Origin of the sequence: Pseudomonas sp. RIT-PI-a (assembly GCF_001187875.1) — a bacterium.
GTDB classification, from domain to species: domain Bacteria; phylum Pseudomonadota; class Gammaproteobacteria; order Pseudomonadales; family Pseudomonadaceae; genus Aquipseudomonas; species Aquipseudomonas coleopterorum.
In genome coordinates, this window is sequence record NZ_LGIR01000018.1 from 48,983 (window position 1) to 71,095 (window position 22,113).

The 22,113-nt window shown below is 64.1% G+C and carries 15 protein-coding genes and 2 pseudogenes; 6 read left to right on the forward strand and 11 right to left on the reverse strand.

Going from position 1 to position 22,113, the window contains the following annotated elements; translation table 11 throughout:
* Positions 1–84: 84 nt before the first annotated feature.
* Positions 85–492, forward strand: a complete 408-nt coding sequence (locus tag AC788_RS13015; RefSeq protein WP_049861015.1) for an OsmC family protein — start codon at positions 85–87, stop codon at positions 490–492.
* A gap of 92 nt (positions 493–584) precedes the next feature.
* Here AC788_RS13015 and AC788_RS13020 read toward each other — a convergent pair whose 3' ends face one another.
* The gene (locus AC788_RS13020) at positions 585–1,313 is read right to left on the reverse strand and encodes a dienelactone hydrolase family protein (protein ID WP_049861016.1); all 729 of its coding nucleotides are present in this window, start codon (positions 1,311–1,313) and stop codon (positions 585–587) included.
* A gap of 69 nt (positions 1,314–1,382) precedes the next feature.
* Positions 1,383–3,287 (reverse strand): molecular chaperone HtpG, encoded by a 1,905-nt coding sequence (gene htpG / locus AC788_RS13025; RefSeq protein ID WP_049861132.1) that lies wholly within the window; start codon positions 3,285–3,287, stop codon positions 1,383–1,385.
* A gap of 293 nt (positions 3,288–3,580) precedes the next feature.
* Between htpG and AC788_RS13030 the strand changes: the two genes are divergently transcribed.
* Entirely contained in the window at positions 3,581–3,877 is a 297-nt protein-coding gene (locus AC788_RS13030) for a hypothetical protein (protein ID WP_049861017.1), read from the forward strand.
* Positions 3,878–4,016: 139 nt separating this feature from the next.
* Here AC788_RS13030 and AC788_RS13035 read toward each other — a convergent pair.
* A pseudogene (locus AC788_RS13035) lies at positions 4,017–5,715 on the reverse strand (DEAD/DEAH box helicase).
* Between the two features lie 353 nt (positions 5,716–6,068).
* Here AC788_RS13035 and AC788_RS13040 point away from each other — a divergent pair.
* Positions 6,069–6,860: a crotonase/enoyl-CoA hydratase family protein gene (locus AC788_RS13040; RefSeq protein WP_049861019.1), complete on the forward strand. Its 792-nt coding sequence runs from the start codon at positions 6,069–6,071 to the stop codon at positions 6,858–6,860.
* Positions 6,861–6,887: 27 nt separating this feature from the next.
* Here the strand turns inward: AC788_RS13040 and AC788_RS13045 are convergent, their stop codons facing one another.
* Positions 6,888–7,589 (reverse strand): spermidine synthase, encoded by a 702-nt coding sequence (locus AC788_RS13045; protein WP_049861133.1) that lies wholly within the window; start codon positions 7,587–7,589, stop codon positions 6,888–6,890.
* 171 nt (positions 7,590–7,760) lie between these two features.
* Positions 7,761–8,510, reverse strand: a complete 750-nt coding sequence (locus AC788_RS13050; protein ID WP_049861020.1) for a sulfite exporter TauE/SafE family protein — start codon at positions 8,508–8,510, stop codon at positions 7,761–7,763.
* A gap of 215 nt (positions 8,511–8,725) precedes the next feature.
* Between AC788_RS13050 and AC788_RS13055 the strand changes: the two genes are divergently transcribed.
* Positions 8,726–9,196 (forward strand): MarR family winged helix-turn-helix transcriptional regulator, encoded by a 471-nt coding sequence (locus AC788_RS13055; RefSeq protein WP_049861021.1) that lies wholly within the window; start codon positions 8,726–8,728, stop codon positions 9,194–9,196.
* A gap of 72 nt (positions 9,197–9,268) precedes the next feature.
* Positions 9,269–9,991 (forward strand): FadR/GntR family transcriptional regulator, encoded by a 723-nt coding sequence (locus AC788_RS13060; RefSeq protein WP_049861022.1) that lies wholly within the window; start codon positions 9,269–9,271, stop codon positions 9,989–9,991.
* On the opposite strand, the gene AC788_RS13065 is transcribed toward AC788_RS13060, so the two are convergent.
* The 3 genes and pseudogenes from AC788_RS13065 to AC788_RS13075 form a co-directional block, all read right to left on the reverse strand.
* Positions 9,957–12,320, reverse strand: a complete 2,364-nt coding sequence (locus AC788_RS13065) for an efflux RND transporter permease subunit (RefSeq protein ID WP_049861134.1) — start codon at positions 12,318–12,320, stop codon at positions 9,957–9,959. The genes AC788_RS13060 and AC788_RS13065 overlap by 35 nt on opposite strands.
* A gap of 17 nt (positions 12,321–12,337) precedes the next feature.
* A complete protein-coding gene (locus tag AC788_RS13070; RefSeq protein ID WP_442965542.1) occupies positions 12,338–13,351 on the reverse strand; it encodes a WD40/YVTN/BNR-like repeat-containing protein in 1,014 nt (337 codons plus the stop codon).
* Positions 13,352–13,359: 8 nt separating this feature from the next.
* Positions 13,360–14,664 (reverse strand): annotated as a pseudogene (locus AC788_RS13075) (MFS transporter); the annotation flags it as partial.
* A gap of 257 nt (positions 14,665–14,921) precedes the next feature.
* Here AC788_RS13075 and AC788_RS13080 point away from each other — a divergent pair.
* Positions 14,922–18,392 carry a hybrid sensor histidine kinase/response regulator gene (locus tag AC788_RS13080; RefSeq protein WP_049861023.1) on the forward strand — a complete coding sequence of 1,157 codons (3,471 nt, stop codon included), beginning with the start codon at positions 14,922–14,924 and terminating at the stop codon, positions 18,390–18,392.
* Here AC788_RS13080 and rmuC read toward each other — a convergent pair.
* From rmuC to hydA, 3 genes are all read right to left on the reverse strand, one after another.
* Positions 18,363–19,769 carry a DNA recombination protein RmuC gene (gene rmuC / locus AC788_RS13085; protein WP_177327970.1) on the reverse strand — a complete coding sequence of 469 codons (1,407 nt, stop codon included), beginning with the start codon at positions 19,767–19,769 and terminating at the stop codon, positions 18,363–18,365. The genes AC788_RS13080 and rmuC overlap by 30 nt on opposite strands.
* Before the next feature lie 182 nt (positions 19,770–19,951).
* A complete protein-coding gene (locus AC788_RS13090; protein WP_049861025.1) occupies positions 19,952–20,245 on the reverse strand; it encodes a hypothetical protein in 294 nt (97 codons plus the stop codon).
* 223 nt (positions 20,246–20,468) lie between these two features.
* Entirely contained in the window at positions 20,469–21,905 is a 1,437-nt protein-coding gene (hydA, locus tag AC788_RS13095; RefSeq protein ID WP_049861026.1) for a dihydropyrimidinase, read from the reverse strand.
* Between the last annotated feature and the right edge of the window lie 208 nt (positions 21,906–22,113).

The window sequence follows — 22,113 nt, forward strand, 5'->3', positions numbered from 1 at the left end:
TCGGTCGGCTGACGACAGTTGAACCCCTTTGGCGGTACCAGCCTCTATACAGTGTGGTTTGTGCACTCAAACGAAGGGATCTCCATGTCTATCACCGTGACTACCGAACCCGGCGACGGATTTCGCCACCGCATCGACATCGATGGCCGCCACTCCTTCCATACCGACCTGCTCGAAGCCTTGGGTGGCGCAGATTCGGCCCCCTCCCCCCACGACTATTTCGACGCCGCACTGGGCGCCTGCAAGGCCTTGACCCTCAAGCTTTATGCGCAGCGCAAAAACATACCATTGACCGGGGTGAACATTGAGGTTAAGCGCGACAACAGCGAAGAGCCAACCGGCAAGTACAGCCTGCGGGTCAAACTGACGCTACTGGGCAATCTGACGGAAGCACAGCGCCATGACCTGGACCGGGTGGCCGATCATTGTCCGGTGCACAAACTGATGACCAGCGCGGTGATCGATATCGAGACGTATCTGGCGGAGGCCTAAACCAGGGTTGTTCGCGGCCGCTGACCCCTCCTACGGAAATGGCGCAGGAGCGGCCAGTGGCCGCGAACAGGCATTCCTAGTCACATGCTGACTCAGGCCTGGAACACTTCGTCGAGCAGGTTGTGCATGGCCTGGAAAGCGCGCGCCGAGACCTTGGCATCGTACATCTGCACACCTGGGTTGTTGGCCTCGGTGTCGGTGAATGAATGGTAGGCACCGCCGTAGCTGGTCAACTGCCAGTCCACACCTGCCGAGTTCATTTCGGAACGGAACGCAGGCAGTTGCTCGGCCGGCACCAGTGGGTCGGCGTCGCCGTGCAGCACCAGGACCGAACCCTTGATGTCATGAGCATCGGCCGGATTGGGCGTGTCCAGCGTGCCGTGGAACGACACGGTGGCTTTGAGCGCTGCGCCGGTACGTGCCAGCTCCAGAGCACAGCAACCGCCGAAGCAGAAACCGAAGGCTGCGGACTGTGCGGGATCGACAGCTGCGTGGGGTTGCTCGTGCAACTGCTGCAACGCCACCTGCATGCGCTTGCGCAGCAGGGCGCGGTCGTTCTTCAGCGGAGTCATGGCCGCTGCGGCTTCGTCGTTGTTGCTCGGGCGCACGCCCTGCCCATACAAGTCCACCAGCAGCACCACATAGCCCTTGGAAGCCACGGCATGGGCGATGCGCTCGGCACCCTCGCTAACACCCATCCAGTTGGGCGCCATCACCAGCCCCGGACGTGGAGAAACGATATCGGCGTCGTACACCAGACGGCTTTCGTACGCCTGCCCGTCGATCTGGTAGACCACGGATTGAACGGTCAATGTGCTCATGCTTGTACCCCCAAAAGGTCGTGACTGAAAACGAAAAAGCCCGCCGAAGCGGGCTTTTACCTGGACTGCTTAAACGGACAACTCGACCAGCAGCTTGTTCAGCCGCCGCACGTATCCGGCAGGATCTTTCAAGCTGTCACCGGCTGCCAGCGCCGCCTGATCGAATAGGATGTGGGAGAAGTCGGCGAAACGATCTTCGCTCTGCTCCACGTCCAGCTTGGCGATCAGCGGGTGGTTGGGGTTGAACTCGAAGATCGGCTTGGAATCGGGCACCTTCTGGCCGCTGGCTTCCAGGATCTGGCGCATCTGCAGGCCCAGGTCCTGCTCACCGATGGCGAGGATCGCGGGTGAATCGGTCAGACGGTGGGAAACCCGCACTTCGCTGACGGAATCACCCAGAGCCGCTTTCAGGCGCTCGACCAGCCCTTCCTTGTCCTTGGCGATTTCTTCCTGGGCTTTCTTGTCCTCCTCGGAGTCCAGCTTGCCCAGGTCGAGGTCGCCACGGGCAACGTCGACAAAGCCCTTGCCATCGAACTCGGTGAGGTAGCTCATCAGCCACTCGTCGATGCGATCGGTCAGCAGCAGCACTTCGATGCCTTTCTTGCGGAAGACTTCCAGGTGCGGGCTGTTCTTGACCTGCGCATAGGACTCGCCGGACAGGTAGTAGATCTTGTCCTGACCTTCCTTGACCCGTGCCAGGTAGTCGGCCAGGCCGACGCTCTGCTCGCCGCTGTCGTCGCTGGTAGAAGCGAAGCGCAGCAGGCCGGCGATCTTTTCCTTGTTGGCGAAATCTTCGGCAGGGCCTTCCTTGAGGACCTGGCCAAAGTTCTTCCAGAAGCCTTTGTATTGTTCGGGCTCGTTCTTGGCCAGTTTCTCCAGCATGTCGAGAACACGCTTGGTCAGAGCCGTTTTCATCGAGTCGATGATCGGATCTTTCTGCAAGATCTCACGCGACACGTTCAGGGACAGATCGTTGGAGTCGACCACACCCTTGATGAAACGCAGGTACAACGGCAGGAAGGATTCGGCCTGATCCATCACGAACACGCGCTGCACGTACAGCTTGAGGCCACGCGGGGCTTCGCGCTGGTACAGGTCGAACGGTGCACGGGCCGGCACGTACAGCAGCGAGGTGTATTCCAGCTTGCCTTCGACCTTGTTGTGGCTCCAGCTCAGCGGGTTCTCGTAGTCGTGACCGACGTGCTTGTAGAACTCCTGATATTCCTCGTCCTTGATCTCGGTACGCGGACGGGTCCACAGGGCGCTGGCGCGGTTGACGGTTTCCCACTCCTGCGCCGGAGCCTCTTCGCCTTCGGCCGGCGCGCTTTCCTTGGGCAGCTCGATCGGCAGGGCGATGTGGTCGGAGTACTTCTTGATGATATTGCGCAGACGGTAGCCGTCGGCGAATTCGTCTTCGGCGCTTTTCAGGTGCAGCACGATACGAGTACCGCGCTCGGCCTTCTCGATGTTGGCGACTTCGAACTCGCCTTCGCCCTTGGACGACCAGTGCACACCTTCGCTGGCCGGGGTGCCGGCACGACGGCTGTAGACATCGACCTGATCGGCGACGATGAAGGCCGAGTAGAAGCCCACGCCGAACTGACCGATCAGATGCGAATCCTTCTTCTGATCGCCGGTGAGGTTCTTCATGAAGTCGGCAGTGCCGGACTTGGCGATGGTGCCCAGGTGGGTCACGACATCGTCACGGTTCATGCCGATACCGTTGTCTTCGAGGGTGACGGTCTTGGCGTCCTTGTCGAAGCTGACACGGATCTTGAGCTCACCACCGCCTTCGAGCAGCTCAGGCTTGGCAAGCGCTTCGAAACGCAGCTTGTCGACGGCGTCGGAGGCGTTCGAGATCAATTCGCGAAGGAAGATTTCCTTGTTGGAATACAGCGAATGGATCATGAGGTGCAGCAGTTGCTTCACCTCGGTCTGGAAGCCCAGGGTTTCCTTTTGAGTTTCCACACTCATGGTCATCAAACTCCAATCAGATGGCAGGTGCCGCCGATGAGCGGCGGGATGACAAGGAGATGGGGCCACCGATCGGTATTTCAAGGGTGGCGTCGGTAGACGAATGAGCCAGCACCCGTGAACGGCTTCTTTCACCCAGGGCCACCGTGAAAACCGGACGAGTGCTTGAACGGTACAGCACGCCTGCGGAAAAACCTCATTGCGATCCGACACTTATATATAACCGCAGTGACGGAACTTATATCCGGGGCACACCCTCTTAGCCTCGTAGATACCCAATAAGGAGAAACACCATGCGCAAGACACTCGCTTACTCCCTGATGCTGGCTGCCACCCTTGGTTTGGCTGCTTGCGACAAGAAATCCGAAGACAAGGCTCAGGACGCTGCAGAGCATCGTCAGGAAGCGCAGGAAAAAATGGACTCGGCTCAAGAAAAAATGAACGACGCCGCCAAGGAAAACGCCAAGGCCAACGAAGCGGCTGCCGAATCGAACAAGGCTGCAGCTCAGGAAGCGACCAAGTCCGACTCGAGCATGCCCGTAGCCCCAGGCACCACCCCTGCTACCCAGGTGCCGCCTGCCAAGAACTGATTGATCGGCGGCGCCTGCTTCGCGGGCAGAGCCCGCTCCCACGGGAGCGAGCTCGACCTGGCGATGAACGCGCCGCAATCAAGACAAAAAAAATCCCCGAACCAGTCGGGGATTTTTTATGCCTGAAGACTATAGGCAATCAGTCTTCGCGATAGCGACGCAGCTTCAACTGCTTGCCAGCGACGCGGGTGTCTTTCAGCTTGCTCAGCAGACCTTCCAGACCTTCTTCCGGCAGCTCGACCAAGCTGAAGCTGTCACGCACCTGGATGCGACCGATAGCTTCGCGGGCCAGGCCGCCTTCGTTGAGGATGGCGCCCAGCAGGTTCTTCGCGGCGATGCCGTCACGAGCACCCAGGGCAGTACGGCAGCGTGCGCGGCCTTCACCCAGTGGCATGGGAGCGCGACGCTCGCGGTCACCACGGTCAGGACGATCACCGCTGCTGCGTTCGCGTGGAGCGCTGGTCGGAACCAGTGGCTGCTCTTTGTTGACAGCATCCAGGGTCAGCGCCTGGCCATTGGTGGCCTTGCGCAGCAGGGCCGCGGCCAGGGCACGCGGGCTGCAACCGATGTCGGCGGTCAAGCGATCCAGCAACTCGCCGTGGGTGCTTTCGGCATCACCCACCAACGGCGCGAGGCTGTTGGTCAGCTTGCGAATGCGCGCATCCAGCACGGCCTGGCCATCTGGCAGGCGAACTTCAGCGACCTTCTGGCCGGTGACACGCTCGATGACCTGCAGCATGCGACGCTCACGTGGAGTCACCAGCAGCAGCGCACGGCCTTCGCGACCGGCACGGCCGGTACGGCCGATACGGTGCACATAGGACTCGGGGTCGTACGGCATGTCGACGTTGAACACGTGAGTGATGCGCGGTACGTCCAGGCCACGAGCAGCGACGTCGGTAGCGACGACGATGTCCAGGCGACCATCCTTGAGCGAGTCGATGACGCGCTCGCGCTGGTTCTGGGCGATGTCACCGTTGAGTGCCGCAGCCTTGTAGCCTTTGGCTTCAAGGGCGCTGGCCAGGTCGAGGGTGGCTTGCTTGGTGCGCACGAAAGCGATCAGCGCATCGAACTCTTCGACTTCCAGCAGGCGCAGGACAGCCGAGGTCTTCTGGTCGGCGTGAACCAGCAGGTGAGCCTGCTCGATCGCGGTGACGGTCTGAGTCTTGGTCTGGATCTTGACGTGCTTGGGGTCTTTGAGATGACGCTCGGCAATGGCACGGATCGACTGCGGCAGGGTTGCCGAGAACAGTACGGTCTGGCGAGTCTCGGGCATGGCCTTGAAGATGACTTCCAGGTCATCCATGAAGCCCAGCTTGAGCATTTCGTCGGCTTCGTCGAGCACCAGGTGGTTCACCGTGGCGAGGACTTTCTCGTCGCGACGCAGGTGGTCGCAGAGACGGCCGGGGGTAGCGACGACGATTTGCGCGCCGTTGCGGATGGCTTTCAATTGCGGGCCCATCGGGGCACCGCCGTACACGGCCACTACGGTAACGCCAGGCATCTGCTTGGCGTAGGTTTCGAATGCAGTGGCTACTTGTAGCGCCAACTCACGGGTTGGCGCCAGGATCAGGGCTTGCGGCTCGCGCTTGCTCGGGTCGATACGATGCAGGATCGGCAGAGCGAAGGCGGCGGTTTTACCGGTGCCTGTCTGCGCCTGGCCGATCATGTCATGACCGGCGAGAATGATCGGGATCGATTGTTGCTGGATAGCCGAAGGCTCTTCGTAGCCGGTAGCGACCACAGCAGCAACAATGTTCGGATGAAGTTCGAGAGCGGCGAAGCCGCCGGTTTCCTGGGTCATGGGTCTGCCTCTAAGTGCATCCGCAAAGACCCATGCTCCAAAGCTGCGCATGCCTTGTAAGACTCGAGAGTCACCCTGGCAGCTTTGTCGGCGGGGATTTGCGAAAACGATTGAATGAAAGAATCGTTAGGGAGAGTCCGCGGAACGGACATGCAGCCGAAGCTGTCTTCGGGGGATTGCGCTACCTAAACGTGGCCTGGTTAAAGACCGGCGCGCACTATACCTGAAAACGGCCGCAAGGTGAGACTTTTTTGTACCTTGGTGCCGCATGCACGGCAGAGCCACGCGGGCTTTGCGCGAATCGGCATCACGGTCTATTTTAGCGAAGGCGCCTGCGCAGGTGCGGCGGCTGAAACCTTTCATCCAAAACCTTCGGAGAACGCCGTCATGCCCACCCCCTGCCCCGGCAAGGTCAGCTGCGAGCTGCGCGAACACGTCATGCTCATCGGCCTTGACCGCCCTGCCAAACGCAATGCGTTCGACCTGCCCATGCTCGATGCCCTGAGCCTGGCCTACGGCGCGTTCGAGCGCGAGCCGATGGCGCGGGTGGCGCTGGTGTATTGCCACGGTGACCATTTCACCGCAGGGCTGGATCTGACGGCGGTGAGCACGCGTCTGAGCCAGGGTTGGCAGGTACCGCCCGGCGGCTGCGATCCCTGGCGGGTGTCCGGGGGGCCGGTGGTCAGCAAACCGGTCATCGTCGCGGCGCAGGGGTACTGCCTCACCGTGGGCATCGAACTGATGCTCGCGGCCGACATCAACCTGTGCGCCAGCAATACCCGCTTTGCCCAGATGGAGGTGCAGCGCGGGCTGTTCCCGTTCGGCGGTGCCACTCTGCGCCTGCAACAGATCGCCGGTTGGGGCAATGCGATGCGCTGGCTGCTCACCGGCGATGAGTTCGATGCTCACGAGGCACTGCGCCTGGGCCTGGTGCAGGAAGTCATGGCCAGTGAGGACCTGCTGCCCAACGCGCTCGCCCTGGCCCAGCGGATTGCCCGGCAGGCGCCGCTGGGCGTGCAGGCGACCCTGGCGTCGGCGCGCCTGGCGATCAGCGACGGCGAAGTGGCCGCCAGCCGCCAATTGGCAGCGACCACGGGACGGCTGTTCGCCAGCGAGGACGCGCACGAGGGCCTGGCGGCGATGCAGCAGCAGCGCCCTGCCGTGTTCGTCGGCCAGTAGCAGGGGGCATCGGGTCGACGCGGCGTGTCAGGTCGCCGGGCGGATCAGGTCGATCAGGCTCTGCAGGGAATAGCCCAACTGCGGCGCCAGGGCATCGGCACGCTGGCGCAGACCGGGCAGGTCCAGCTGCTGCTCAATATCGGCCGGTACCATCACGATCACGTTGCCCTCCTTCACCGGCAACTCCCAGTAGTGGCGCTGGTAGAGCCCGCGCAGCAACGCAGCGCCGAGCGGCTTGCCATCGTTGCCGGCCCACTGGTTGATGATCAGCCAACCGTGCGGGTTCAGGCGCTGCTGGCACTGTTCGAGAAAGCGCCAGGCCAGGTGCGCGGGAGCCGGGCCGTGATCGGTATACAGGTCGACGAAGATCAGGTCGGCGGTTTCGGCGCTGGGCAGCAGTTCCAGCGCGTCGCCGACCCGGATGTACAGCCTGGGATCGTCTTCCAGGCCCATGTATTCGATGGCCAGCCGGGGCACGTCGGGGCGCAGTTCGATGCATTCGACGTCTTCGAGTGGCAGGAACTTGAGGCAGGCCTGGGTCAACGTGCCTGCGCCGAGGCCCAGGAACAGGGCGCTTTCGGGTTCGGCATGGCACAGTGCGCCCACCAGCATGGCCCGTGTGTAGTCGTACTCCAGCCAGCTGGGGTCGGCAGTGAAAGTGCAGCTCTGCTCGATGGCGTCGCCGAACTCCAGGAAACGGTAGTCCGCCACTTCCAGCACGCGGATCATGCCCCAGGCGTCGTGCACCTCGGCCAGTACGTGCTCGGTGCGTTCGCGGGGTTGCAGGGTGTCTTGATCTTCCACCTGAGGGCTCGTCGCGGCGAATTGAAGCGCCGATTGTGGCATTAATCCACCGAAACCGGGCACCCCGTGCGGTCGATTCGAGCTAGACCCTGAACACTAAACCTTGAACAGCAGCAGGACCGCGCAGAGCAGCAGGAATACGCAAAAGCTGCCACGCAGGACTTTTTCCGACAGGCTGTAGGCGATCTTCACGCCCCAGCTGATGCTCAGCAGGCCGCCCACGGCCATCGGTATGCCCATGGCCCAGTCGACGTGATCGTGCACCGCGTAGGTCAGCAGGGTCACGCTGGTACTCGGCGCAGCCAGGGCCAGCGACAGACCCTGGGCCATGATCTGGGTGGTGCCGAAGACGCTGGTCAGCACCGGCGTGGCCAGCACGGCGCCCCCGACGCCGAAGAAGCCGCCGATCACCCCGGAAAAGCCGCCCAGCACCCCCAGCCATGGCCAGGCATGACGCATCTCGCCCGTGCCACTGACCGGCCGCAAAAACATCTGCGCGATGTTGTAGACCACCAGCGCCAACAGGAACACCACGAAGCCCACCCGCATCGATCCCGGGTCCAACCCGGACGCGAGCATGGAGGCGAGCCAGGCGCAGACCAGGCCGCCAACCGCCAGGGGCAAGGCGTGTCGCCAGGGAATGGGACGACGCTGGTGATAGCGCCACATTGCCAGGAGCACGTTGGGCACCACCATCACCAGCGACGTACCCTGCGCCAGTTGCTGGTCCACGCCGAATAGCAGGCCCAGGGCCGGAATCGCGATCAGGCCGCCGCCGATGCCGAACACGCCGCCCAGCGTGCCCATCGCCGCACCCAGTGCAATGTAGAGCAATGTTTCGAACATACCGCCTCTCTCTATCCGGGGTGCACCCTCAAGCCGTGCATCCTACCAGTGTGACCGTCGTCGATGGGCATGCACGTCGGGCACAACCTCGAACGAACTATGGGCGATGTTTGTAGCTCGAAATCAACAGCAGCCTCATCACGGAACGAGCGAGCCGCCAGCCCTGCCATCGGCGAATCGCGCAATGCTCTCGCACTATTGGAAAAAGGATCAGCATGAACACCGAATCCACTCATGACAGGGCAGTCACCGCGGACGACAGCCTGCTGCTGGATAATCAGCTGTGCTTCTCGTTGTACTCGACATCGCTGTTGATGACCAAGGTGTACAAACCCCTGCTGCAAGCGCTTGGCCTGACCTACCCGCAGTACCTGACCATGATGGTGTTGTGGGAACGAGACGGCATGACCGTGGGCGAAATCAGTACGCGGCTGCTGACCGACCCCGGCTCGCTGACGCCCCTGCTCAAACGCCTGGAAGCCGAAGGCCTGCTCAGCCGTACCCGCAGCAAGGATGACGAGCGCGTGGTCATCGTCGAGCTCACGCCCCAGGGCCGGGCCCTGCGCGACCAGGCCGAGTCCGTGCCACTGAACATCGTCAAAGCCAGTTGCCACAGCAGTGCGGAGCTGCGTGCCTTGCAGGCCAGCCTGCTGTCGTTGCGCAAGAACCTGCAACAAGGGCTCTGACAGCCCGCCCGAATACTTGGTGCGCAGGTGCTATCATCGCGCATTACCTGCCCCAAGGACCGAACGCGCCCCATGGATTATCGCAAGCCTTCAGATCGCAAAAGCATGCACTCGCGGATCGTCCAGGAACTGGGGATGCAAATCGTCTCCGGTCGCTTCAAGCCCGACGACCGCCTGCCCGCCGAAGCCCTGCTGTGTGAAGAGTATGCGGTCAGCCGCCCGGTGCTGCGCGAAGCCACCCGAGTCCTGGTGGCCAAGGGTCTGGTGTACTCCAAGCCGCGGGTGGGCTCGGTGGTCAAGCCGCGCCGTGAATGGCACATGCTCGACCCGGACGTGTTGCATTGGGTCATGCAAAGCACGCCGCAGAACGAATTCTTCGCCCTGTTGACCAGCGTGCGCACCATCATCGAACCGGCGGCAGCGGCGCTGGCGGCCCAGCATGCCACCGACGCCGAAGTCGCATCGATCGGCGAGGCCTACCAGCGCATGGAAGCGGCCGGATCGGTCGATGACGTGCTGCAGCCCGATCTGGATTTCCACAGCCGAATCGCCGACGCCACCCACAACGACCTGCTCGCGCACCTGTGTAACATGCTGTCGCTGGCGCTGCGCGAGGCCCTGCGTCATTCCAACCAGCGGCCCAACCTGCACGAGCTGGCGCTGCCGCGGCACAAGGCGATCCTCACCGCCATCGAGAACCGCGACGCCCTGGGGGCCCGGCATGCCACGCTGGTCCAGCTGGACGACGCACGCAATGCACTCAGTGTGGTGCTGGGGCGGGCCGAAGCGCTGTAGGCCGGACCAGCAGCCACGCCAGTGCCGGTAACAACCACAAGGCGCCAAGCATGTTCCACAGCAGCAGGAAGGTCAGCATCAGGCCCATGTCGGCCTGGAACTTGATGTCCGAGAACACCCAGGTCACCACCCCGCATGCCAGGCACAACCCGGTGAACAGGACCGCTCGCCCGGTGGATCGCAACGTCTGGTAGTAGGCCTGCTGCAACGGCAGTCCGTCGCGCAGGTGGCTGGCCAGACGACTGTAGAGGTAGATGCCGTAGTCCACGCCGATGCCCACGCCCAGGGCGATCACCGGCAAGGTGGCGACTTTCACGCCGATCCCCATGAACGCCATCAACGCGTTGCCCAGCACCGAGGTCAGCATCAGCGGCAGAACGATGCACAGGGTCGCGGCAAAGGAACGAAAGATCAGCAGGCACATGACCGCGACGCACAGGTAGACCAGCATCAGGACCTGCGGCTCACGGGCCTGGATCACCTGATTGGTCGCCGCTTCGACTCCGGCATTGCCGGCGCCCAGCAGGAACTGCAGGTCGTCGCGATCATGTTGCGCGGCGAACGCCTGGACCGCGTCCACCACGCGGTCCAGGGTGAGGGCCTTGTGATCGTCGAGATAGATCAGGATCGGCGCCAGCGAACAGTCGGCGTTGTACAGACCCTCTGCCCGTGCGACGGCACTGTTGAGCACGGCCGCGTTGCGGCTCAGGGTTTCCCACTTGAGGTTGCCCTCGTTCATGCCCTTGATCGTCTGCCGCGCCACACTGACCAGGGAAACCGTCGACTGAACCCCAGGGGTGTTGTCCAGGCTCCACATCAGGTCGTCGATGGCCGCCATCGTCGGGTAGGTCGAGCAGCCTTCGACGGGCGTCTTGACCATCACCACCAGCACGTCGGCGCGGGTAGCGTAGTGCTCGATGATGAACCGGTTGTCGGTGTTGTAGCGTGAATCGGGACGCAGTTCGGGCGCGCCCTGATCGAGATCGCCGATCTGCAGGTTCTGGCCGTACCACAGGCCTGCGGCGGCCGCCAGCACTGCCATGACGATCGAGACCGCTGCCACGCGCGGGCTGGCCACGCGTGAAAAGGCGCGCCAGAAAGTTTGCTCGCGCGCACTGTCGGCCACTACGTGTGGCCGAATACCGATGTAGGAAATCACCACGGGCAGCAGGATCAGGTTGGTGAAGACGATCACCGCAACGCCTATCGAGGCACCGATCGCCAGCTCGCGGATGACGCCGATGTCGATGACCAGCAAGGCGATGAAACCCACGGCGTCGGCCAGGATGGCGACCATGCCGGGCAGGAACAGCTGCCGAAAGGTCCGTCGCGCGGCCGTCAGCGCGCCATCGGCAGTGCTCGCGTGCAGGGCGATGCCGTTGATCTTCTGCACCCCGTGGGAGATGCCGATGGCGAAGATCAGAAACGGTACCAGCATCGAATACGGATCGATCCCGAAACCGATCGCGCGCATCAGGCCCAATTGCCAGACCACGGCCACCAGGGTCGCGATCAACACGGCCAAGGTGCTGCGCACGCAGCGGGTGAATGCGTAGAGCAGCAGCGTCGTGATGAGCACGGCCACGGCGAAGAACGCGGCCACTTTCATCAGGCCATCGATCAGATCACCGACCTTCTTGGCAAAGCCGACGATGTGCACCTTGACCTGCGGATTGCGCGCCTGGAACTGCTCGCGAATGCGGTCTTCGAGCTGATGGGAAAACTGCTGGTAATCGAGCGCCAGCAACCTGCCGGGACGTTGCGGATCAGGATAGCGTTCAAGCAGCGGCACCTCGATGATGCTCGAACGAAAATCGTTGGCCACCAGGCGGCCGACCTGCCCCGAGCGCAGCACGTTGCTGCGCAGCGCCTCCAGACTCGCCGCCGTGCCGTCGTAGCGTTGCGGGATCACCTCACCGCCGGCGAAGCCCTCCTCTGTGACCTCGGTCCACCGCACGCTGGGGCTCCAGAGCGACTTCAAGCCAGCACGGTCCACACCTGGCAGGTAGAACACCTCGTCGTGGAGCTGGCGCAGGGTTTCCATGTAGGCCGCGCTGAAAATGTCCCCTTCGGTGGCCTGCACAGCGATGCGCACGCTGTTGCCCAGGTGGGCGAGATCGTCGCGGTGGGCAAGCATGTTCTCGATGAACGGGTGCTGCAGCGGAATCATCTTTTCGAAGCTGGTGGCCGGGCGGATCAATATGGCCTGCCAGCACAGCACGAGACTGATCAGCAGGCACAGGGCAATGACGGCGGGACGGTGATCGAAGATCAGCCGTTCGAGCCACGCCCCCTGCTGCTCGGCGATCGCAGGCCGAGGCTGAAGCACATCACCTTGGGAGCCCGTCACGGTGCCACCGGCGCGCCGTCGCCGTCGACGCGTTCCAACCCGCCCTGCCCGGCCAGTACCCAGCGATCCGGTCCGGCCGCTGTCACGCCTGCCAAGGCGCGACGGTCGGCTCGGCGGTAGAGGCTGAAACGGTGGCCCTGGTCACGACTGCGCAGGACGCTGCCAGCGTTGCCCACCAGCAGGATTTCGCCACTGTCCAGCCGCGCCGCCCCGGCCAGGCCGGACGCCAGCACGCCCTGGGCGTCGCTCACCTCCACCGGTTGCCAGCTGTCGCCGAAATCCTCGGAGCGATACAGGCTGCCGCGTAGGCCGTAGATCAGCAGGGTGCGCGGCTGTCCGGTGTCGATCACGCCGAACCAGGAGCCGGTGTAGGGACTGGGCACCGCGGTCCAGGTCGCGCCAGCATCGGCGGAGCGGTACAGACTGCCCTGCTCGCCGACCACGAACAGACCGCCGTCCGAAATCATGGCGATGCCGTTGAGGTGGTACTGATCGTCGTTGGGCAGGCGCTCGCTGACCTCTTTCCAGGTCTGCCCGCCATCGCGGGTCTGAAGAACCAGGCCATAGGCACCGATGGCGAAGCCGTCGTGGACATCCTGGAACCACACATCCAGCAGGGGTGCTTCACGGCCCGGATCCTCGTGCTGTTTGCGCCAGCTTAGTCCGCCGTCGGAGGTGGCCAGGATCACCGCGTCATGACCCACCGCCCAGCCATGCTGGCCGTCGACGAAGTACAGCGCGGTGAGCAGTTGTCGGGTCGGCACGCGAGCTTGCTGCCAGGTCAGGCCCCGGTCTGCCGAATGCAGGATGTGCCCACGCTCACCCACGGCAACCAACCGCTGACTGGCCTGGACGACGTCGAGCATCAGGCCGTGTTCGGCGCGGCTCGATGCGATGGCGTAGTCGTCTGCGGCGCACACCGGCTGTACGCCCTGCGAGACGATCAGGCACACACCGAGCAGGCAGCCCGCCAATCGACCCCACGACAGCGGCCCGCGCCGGGCGATCACCGACCGCGCAGCCACAGCCGAAAACGCGAGATGAACTCGGGCACGGCGCTGAAGAGGTAGGCATTGACGCCCAGGTTGGCCAGCGACACCACCAGAAACAGCTGGGGGATGGTCAGTTTGGCCATGCTGAGCAGGACGATGGACAGGATCGCCGACACCACCATGAACAGCGCGTTGAGGATGTTGTTGGCGGCGATCACTCGGGCGCGCTGGTCTGCGGCGGTGCGCGACTGGATCAACGCGTACAGCGGCACGATGTAGAAGCCGCCGAAGACACCCAAACCTAGGATGTCGAACAAGACCCACCAGGTCTGGCCCTGTCCCAGCGCCCCGATCCAGGTCTGAGGCGCCGCCGCTGGCACGTGGCCGCTCGAATGCCACCACAGCAGCAGCCCGAACAGTGTCAGGCCAAGCGCGCCCAGCGGGACCAGGCCCATCTCGACCCTGTGCCGGGACAGCCGCTCGCACAGCATTGAGCCCAAGGCGATGCCCACGGAGAACACGGTCAGGATCAGGGTGACCACGGTTTCGTCCCCGTCCAGCCACTGCTGGGCGTAGGCCGGAATCTGGGTCAGGTAGATGGCGCCGACGAACCAGAACCAGGAATTGCCGATCAGCGAGCGCGAGACCGCCCGGGTCTGGCCCAGGCCCAGGCGCAAGGTGACCCAGGTCTGCCGGGCGATATTCCAGTCCAGGACCAGCCCCGGATTGGCGGCGCTCACCGGCGGTATGGCACGGCTGGCGAGATAGCCCGCCAGCGCCACCAGCAGCACGGCGCTGGCCACGACACCGGCATGATGGGCGGACGACATCATCACCCCGGCACCGATGGTGCCCGCCAGGATCGCCAGGAATGTACCCATTTCCACCAGGCCGTTGCCCCCCACCAGTTCTTTGGGGCGCAGTGCCTGGGGCATGATCGAGTATTTGACCGGGCCGAACAGCGCCGAGTGGGTGCCCATGGCGAACAGCGCGGCGAGCATCAGCCACAGGTGGTCGAATGCGAACCCCACCGCGCCCACTGCCATGATGACGATTTCGGCCAGCTTGATGGCGCGGATCAAGCGGTGTTTGGGAAATTTTTCACCGAACTGCCCGGCCAGCGCCGAGAACAGAAAGAACGGCAGGATGAACAGCAGCGCGCAGAGATTGACCCAGACACTGCGGTCGCCTTCGATGGCGAGCTTGTAGAGGATCGTCAGGATCAGCGATTGCTTGAAGATGTTGTCGTTGAAGGCACCCAGGGCCTGGGTCACGAAAAACGGCAGGAAACGGCGCTTGCCGAGCAAGGCGAACTGCGACTGCTGACTCATCGATCCTGTCCCTGAATGATGCCGGGTGGGCTGGCCATGGGGGTAGTGTGACGTGGCGACGAGGCCCTGTACGGCATTCATGACCTGCACTTGAGAGGTGTCTTCGTCGGCGCACAGCATAACCCTATACCGTCCATCGCCCAACTGGATGACAGCGGTTGCGACCATGGTCGGCACTGACGGCGCAGCGCCTGCCGTGCGAGACTGGCGGGTGCCCGTTGCGATGGGCGCCTGCCCGTCCCGTTCCGGAGTCATCGATGTCGTTGTCCAGCGGATTGATCGCCACCGTTGCCCTGGCCTACATGGCCGTGATGTTCGCCATCGCCTTCTATGGCGACCGCCGCAGCGCGCCCTTGCCGCCACGGGTGCGCGCCTGGGTCTACAGCCTGTCGCTGGCGGTGTACTGCACCAGCTGGACGTTCTTCGGCGCGGTGGGCCAGGCGGCCGAGCAGCTCTGGGCGTTCCTGCCGATCTACCTGGGGCCGGTACTGCTGATGCTGCTGGCGCCCTGGGTGCAGCAGAAGATGGTGATGATCAGCAAGCAGGAAAACATCACCTCCATTGCCGACTTCATCGCGGCGCGCTACGGCAAGTCGCAGAGCCTGGCTGTAGTCGTGGCGCTGATCTGCCTGATCGGTGTGCTGCCCTACATCGCCTTGCAGCTCAAGGGCATCGTGCTGGGCGTGAACCTGCTGATCGGTGCCGGTGCCGACGCCACCGGCACCCGCGTGCAGGACACCGCCATGGTGGTCACCCTGGTACTGGCGCTGTTCACCATTCTCTTCGGCACGCGCACACTCGACGTCACCGAGCACCACCGCGGCATGGTCCTGGCCATCGCCTTCGAAGCGCTGGTCAAGCTGTTCGCGTTCCTGGCCGTGGGCATCTTCGTCACCTATGGTCTGTACGACGGTTTCGATGATCTGCTCGATCAAGCCATGCTGGCGCCACGCCTGGAAGCGTACTGGAAGGAAACCATCAACTGGCCCTCGATGGTGGTGCAGACCGGCGTGGCCATGATGGCCATCCTCTGCCTGCCACGGCAGTTCCACGTCACCGTGGTGGAGAACACCGACCCGCAGGACCTGCGCCTGGCGCGCTGGGTGTTTCCCGCCTATCTGATCCTGGCCGGACTGTTCGTGGTGCCGATCGCGCTGGCCGGGCAGATGCTGCTGCCCAGCTCGGTGATTCCGGATTCGTTCGTCATCAGCCTGCCCCTGGCCGAAGCCCACCCGGCCCTGGCCTTGCTGGCCTTCATCGGCGGCGCGTCGGCGGCCACCGGCATGGTCATCGTCGCCAGCGTGGCGCTGTCGACCATGGTCTCCAACGACATGCTGCTGCCGTGGCTGTTGCGTCGGCAGAGTGCGGAGCGGCCTTTCGAAGTGTTTCGCCAGTGGATGCTCAGCGTACGCCGGCTGAGCATCGTGGTGATCCTCTTGCTGGCTTACGTCAGCTATCGCCTGCTCGGCTCCACCGCCAGCCTGGCCACCATCGGCCAGATTGCCTTCGCCGCCGTGACCCAACTGACGCCGGCGATGCTCGGTGCGCTGTACTGGAAGCAGGCCAACCGGCGCGGGGTTTTCGCCGGGCTGGCGGTGGGCATCTTCCTCTGGTTCTACACCCTGGTGCTGCCGGTCGCAGCGCACAGCCTGAACCTGCCGCTGAACCTCTTTCCCGGTCTGGCCTGGATCCACGGCAACCCCTTCGGTTTGCCGATCACCCCGTTGACTCAAGGCGTGGTGTTGTCGCTGGCCGGTAACTTCATCCTCTTCGCCTGGGTTTCGGTGCTGTCGCGCACCCGTGTCAGCGAGCACTGGCAGGCCGGGCGTTTCATCGGTCAGGAGATCAACGCCGGTCCCCATGGGCGCTCGCTGCTGGCGGTGCAGATCAACGACCTGCTCAACCTGGCCGCGCGCTTCGTGGGTGAAGAGCGCGCTCGGCAGAGCTTTCTTCGCTACGCCTACCGCCAGGGCAAGGGCTTCAACCCCAATCAGAATGCCGACGGCCAGTGGATCGCCCACACCGAACGGCTGCTGGCGGGCGTACTGGGCAGTTCGTCGACCCGCGCGGTGGTGAAGGCGGCCATCGAAGGTCGTGACATGCAACTCGAAGACGTGGTGCGCATTGCCGACGAAGCCAGCGAGGTGCTGCAATTCAACCGCGCGCTGCTGCAGGGCGCGATCGAAAACATCACCCAAGGCATCAGCGTGATCGATCAGTCGCTGCGCCTGGTGGCGTGGAACCACCGCTATCTGGAGCTGTTCAATTACCCGGACGGCTTGATCAGCGTGGGTCGGCCGATTGCCGACATCATCCGCTACAACGCCGAGCGCGGCCTGTGCGGACCCGGTGAAGCGCAGGTGCATGTTGCCCGGCGCCTGCACTGGATGCGCCAGGGTCGCGCGCACACTTCCGAGCGGCTGTTTCCCAATGGCCGGGTCATCGAGTTGATCGGCAACCCGATGCCGGGCGGCGGCTTCGTCATGAGCTTCACCGACATCACTGCCTACCGCGAGGCCGCGCAGGCGCTCAAGGATGCCAACGAAGGCCTGGAGCAGCGGGTCGCCGAGCGCACCCATGAACTGTCGCAATTGAACCAGGCGCTGACCGAGGCCAAGGGTCATGCCGAATCGGCGAACCAGTCCAAGACCCGTTTCCTGGCCGCGGTCAGTCATGACCTGATGCAGCCGCTCAATGCCGCACGGCTGTTCTCCGCCGCGCTGTCGCACCAGCCCGGTTTATCGACCGAGGCCAGCCAACTGGTGCAGCACATGGACCATTCACTGCGCTCGGCCGAAGACCTGATCAGCGATCTGCTGGACATTTCCCGCCTGGAGAACGGCAAGATCAGCCCGGATCGCAAGGGCTTCGCGCTCGGCGAACTGTTCGATGGGCTGGGGCCGGAATTCAAGGCCCAGGCCCGCGAACAGGACTTGGATTTCCGCGTGCGCGGCAGCCGCTTGCGGGTGGACAGCGATATCAAGCTGTTGCGCCGCGTGCTGCAGAATTTCCTCACCAACGCGTTCCGCTACGGCCGCGGGCCGATCCTGCTGGGGGTGCGACGCAAGCCCGGCGCCTTGAGCCTCGAGGTGTGGGACCGCGGCCCGGGCATCGCCCGCGACAAGCTGGAAACGATCTTCGAGGAATTCAAGCGCCTGGACAGCCACCAGACTCGGGCCGAAAAGGGCCTGGGGCTGGGCCTGGCAATTGCCGACGGGCTGTGCCGGGTGCTCAGCCATCCGCTGCAGGTGCGCTCCTGGCCGGGTCATGGCAGCGTGTTCAGCGTGACGGTCCCGCTGGCCGGCGTCGACACCCAGAACGCCCTGCCCGCTCCGGCGCCCGTGAGCCAGCCGCTGGGCGGGGCGCGGGTGCTGTGCGTCGACAACGAAGACAGCATCCTGCTGGGCATGCACAGCCTGCTCAGCCGCTGGGGGTGCGAGGTGTGGACCGCGCGCAACCGCCAGGAGTGTGCGGCGCTGCTGGCCGAAGGCAAACGTCCGCAATTGGCCTTGGTCGACTACCACCTGGACGAAGGCGAGACCGGGACGCACCTGATGGCCTGGCTGCGTACTGCGCTGGCGGAGCCGGTGCCGGGCGCGGTGATCAGCGCCGACGTGCGCCCCGAAACCGTCGCCCAGGTGTACGCCGCGGGCTTGGATTATCTGGCCAAGCCGGTCAAACCAGCGGCCTTGCGGGCGCTACTCAACCGGTACCTGGGCCGGCACTGACACGCCGTCGGCATCGGCCTCGGCGCCGGCGTCCTGACGCGCTTCGGTCATGGCGCGTTCGAGCAGGTCGGGCGGCAGGCTCTTGCTGGCACGGGCGCCAAGCAACTTAAGCTGCTCGCTGCGGCTGACCAGGTTGCCGCGCCCTTCGGTGAGCTTGTTGCGCGCCGCGCCGTAGGCCTTGTCCAGCTGCTGCAGGCGGTTGCCGACCTCGTCGAGGTCCTGGATGAACAAGACGAACTTGTCATACAGCCACCCGGCACGCTCGGCGATTTCGCGGGCATTCTGGCTTTGCCGTTCCTGCTTCCAGAGGCTGTCGATGACCCGCAGCGTTGCCAGCAAGGTGGTGGGGCTAACGATGACGATCTGCCGGTCGAAGGCTTCCTGGAACAGGTTGGGCTCGGCCTGCAGCGCAGCGGAGAAGGCCGCTTCGATGGGCACGAAGAGCAGGACGAAATCCAGGCTGTGCAGCCCGTCCAGGCGACTGTAGTCCTTGCCGGACAGGCCCTTGACGTGGTTGCGCAACGACAGCACGTGCTGCTTGAGCGCGGCCTGGGCGATGGCACCGTCTTCGGCGGCGATGTACTGCTGGTAGGCGGTGAGGCTGACCTTGGAATCGACCACCACCTGTTTGTCACCGGGCAGCATGATCAACACGTCCGGCTGGAAACGCTCGCCGTCCGGTCCCTTGAGGCTGACCTGGGTCTGGTACTCGCGGCCCTTTTCCAGCCCGGCATGCTCCAGCACCCGCTCCAGGATCAGCTCGCCCCAGTTACCCTGGGTCTTCTGGCCCTTGAGGGCCTGGGTCAGGTTGGTCGCTTCGGTGCTCAGGCGCTGGTTCAGCTGTTGCAGACGCTCCAGCTCCTTGCTCAGCGAGAAGCGCTCGCGGGCCTCGTTCTGGTAGCTCTCTTCCACACGTTTTTCGAACGACTGGATGCGCTCCTTGAGCGGATCGAGCAGTTGACCCAGGCGTTGCTGGCTGTTTTCGGCGAAGCGCTGTTCGCGCTCGTCGAAGATCTTGCCGGCCAGCTCGGCGAACTGCGCGCGCAGTTCGTCCCGTGAACCCTGCAGGTCGTTCAGGCGCTGCTGGTGGCTGTCCTGCTGTTCGCGCAGTTCAGCCGACAGGCCGGCGCATTGCGCATCCAGACGGCGCAATTCGGTTTCACGGGTGCTGCGTTCGATGCTCCAGGCGTGGGCGGCATCGCGGGCATTGTCGCGCTCGTTCTGCAGTAGCTCGACCTCGCGGCGCAGACCGGCCAGTTCGGCCTGCTTGGCCGAGTTGGCCTGGCTCAGGTCGCTGACCTCGTCGCGGCAGGCATCGAGTTGCGCGCTCAGGCCGTCCTGAGCCAACTGCGCGTTGCTCAGGCGCTCGTCGAGCAAGGCGACCTGGGCCAGGGCGGCAGTGCTTTTGCGCTGCAACTGCCAGGCCAGTGCCAGGCACGGCAAGGCGGCCGCCAGCAGGCCGATCAACAGGCTGGTCACGTCCAGGGCCATGGTTTGCTCTCATGCAGGGTCGATGAGCGGCAGTCTGAGGCCATTGGCCTTTCGGGGCAAACCGGGTGTCAGCTGCGGCGCAGGTGGCTCAACGCGGTCTGGGCGGCCGGATCGCCAGCGCGAGCCGCCTGGCGCAGAAGTTCCTGGCCGATGCGCTGGTCGCGGGCGTTGCCGCAGTCACGGCACATCAACTGGCCAAGCCGGCTTTGTGCGACCACTACCCCTTCGCGTGCGGGTTGCTTGAGCATGCGCCCGGCAAGGTGTTTGACGTTGGCCTTGTGGCCCAGGCGGGGGCTGTCGAGCAGCCAGAGGGCGACCTTGAGAGTGAAACGCTTGGGTGCAGCGGGGGCTGAACTTTTCATGAAAAACTTTGGGCAGATCGGAAAAGCGCGCCACCTTACTCTTTTTTTTCGGCGAATGCGCGGGTCAATGACCGGCGGAACCATCGCATACCGCAGTGCGGCCTTCGCGGGCAGAGGGCTCAGCCGCCCGTCCCGCTCCCACAGGGGGTGGTGATGCCGTGCCAGCCAGTGCAGGGAGTTCAATGGTTCGACGAACGCATGTCTGCCACCTGCTGCAAGGTGTTCACAGCGGCAACTCGGTCTTGCGCCGGCGGACCTGCGCCGGGGCCGGACGCTCGCACGGCAGAAACCGGCCACGGCCCGCTTCGCCGCGAGGCTCGCCATCCCACACCACATCGCCGCGCGACAGCGTCATGGCCGGCCAGGCGCTCAGTTGCATGCCGGCGTAAGGTGTGTAGTCGACGTTGTGATGCAGCATCTCGTTGCTGATCGACACCGACTGCCCTTCATCCCAGATCACCAGATCGGCATCCGCGCCGATGGCGATACTGCCCTTGCGCGGGTACAGACCGTACATCTTCGCCGCGTTGGTCGACGTCAGCGCGACGAAGCTCTGCGGGGTGATGCGGCCGCTGCGCACGCCTTCGGACCACAACAATGCCATGCGCGTCTCGACGCCGGGAATGCCGTTGGCGATCTTGTCGAACGAGGCGTCCTCGCCGTGGGCGCGCTTGCCATCGGGGCCGCCGTAGCGAAACGGCGCATGGTCGGACGAGAAGATCTCGAACGAGCCGTTTTCCAGCCCATCCCAGATCACTTGCTGGTTGGCGGCGTCGCGCGGCGGTGGGCTGCAGATGCATTTGGCGCCTTCGAAACTGTCGTCGCAGCCCAGCGAATCGGCGGTCAGAAACAGGTATTGCGGGCAGGTTTCGGCATACACCTTCAAGCCGTGGTTCTGCGCCCAGCGAATCTGCTCGACGGCCTCGCGACCCGATACGTGGACGATAAGGATGGGCACATCCACCAGTTCGGCCAGGGCAATGGCGCGATGGGTGGCCTCACGCTCCACCAGCATCGGCCGCGAGCTGGCATGGTAGCGCGGCGCACTGAGCCCGGCCGCCAGCAGGCGCTCGGTGAGCCAGGCGATGCAGTCGCTGTTCTCGGCATGCAGCATGACCATAGCGCCCTCGCGGCGCGCCACGGAGAGGGTTTCGAGAATCTCCCGATCACCCAGTTTCAGCGCGTCGTAGGTCATGTAGATCTTGAACGAGGTGTAGCCTTCGGCAATCAGCGCGGGCAGTTCTTCACGCAACACCTCGGGCGTGGGGTCGGTGACGATCAGGTGGAAGGCGTAGTCGATCACCGGTTTGTCGCCGGCACGGCGATGGTAGTCGTCCACGGCCGCGCGCAGGGTTTCGCCCTTCTGCTGGCAAGCGAACGGAATCACCGTAGTGGTTCCGCCGCAGGCGGCCGACACCGTGCCGCTGAAGAAGTCATCGGCCATGACCGAGCCGTCGCCGGTGGGCTGATCCAGGTGCACATGGCTGTCGATGCCCCCCGGGGTCACATGCCGGCCTGCGGCATCGATTTCCTTGAGGCCTGGGGGCAGGTCCAGCGCCAGGGCGGCAATGCGCCCGTCACGAATGCCGATGTCGCTGGTAAAGGTGTCTGCAGCAGTGACCACGCGGGCGTTGCGAATAACCGTATCGAAAGGTTGCATATCAAGCCTCTTCAAGCAGTAGCCGGCCCCAACCGGTATGGTCAACATGTCCCAGCATCTACCCCGCAGGCACCGCAATCCGTGTAGCAGCGGTGCAAGCCGCGTCTGGGTTCACTGCAGTGTGTCAGGCGAACCGCGTCCATCGCCGACGCGGCTCGCGCCGCTGCTACAGAACGGCGCACGCCGTGTCCGATTAACCACGGCGTGA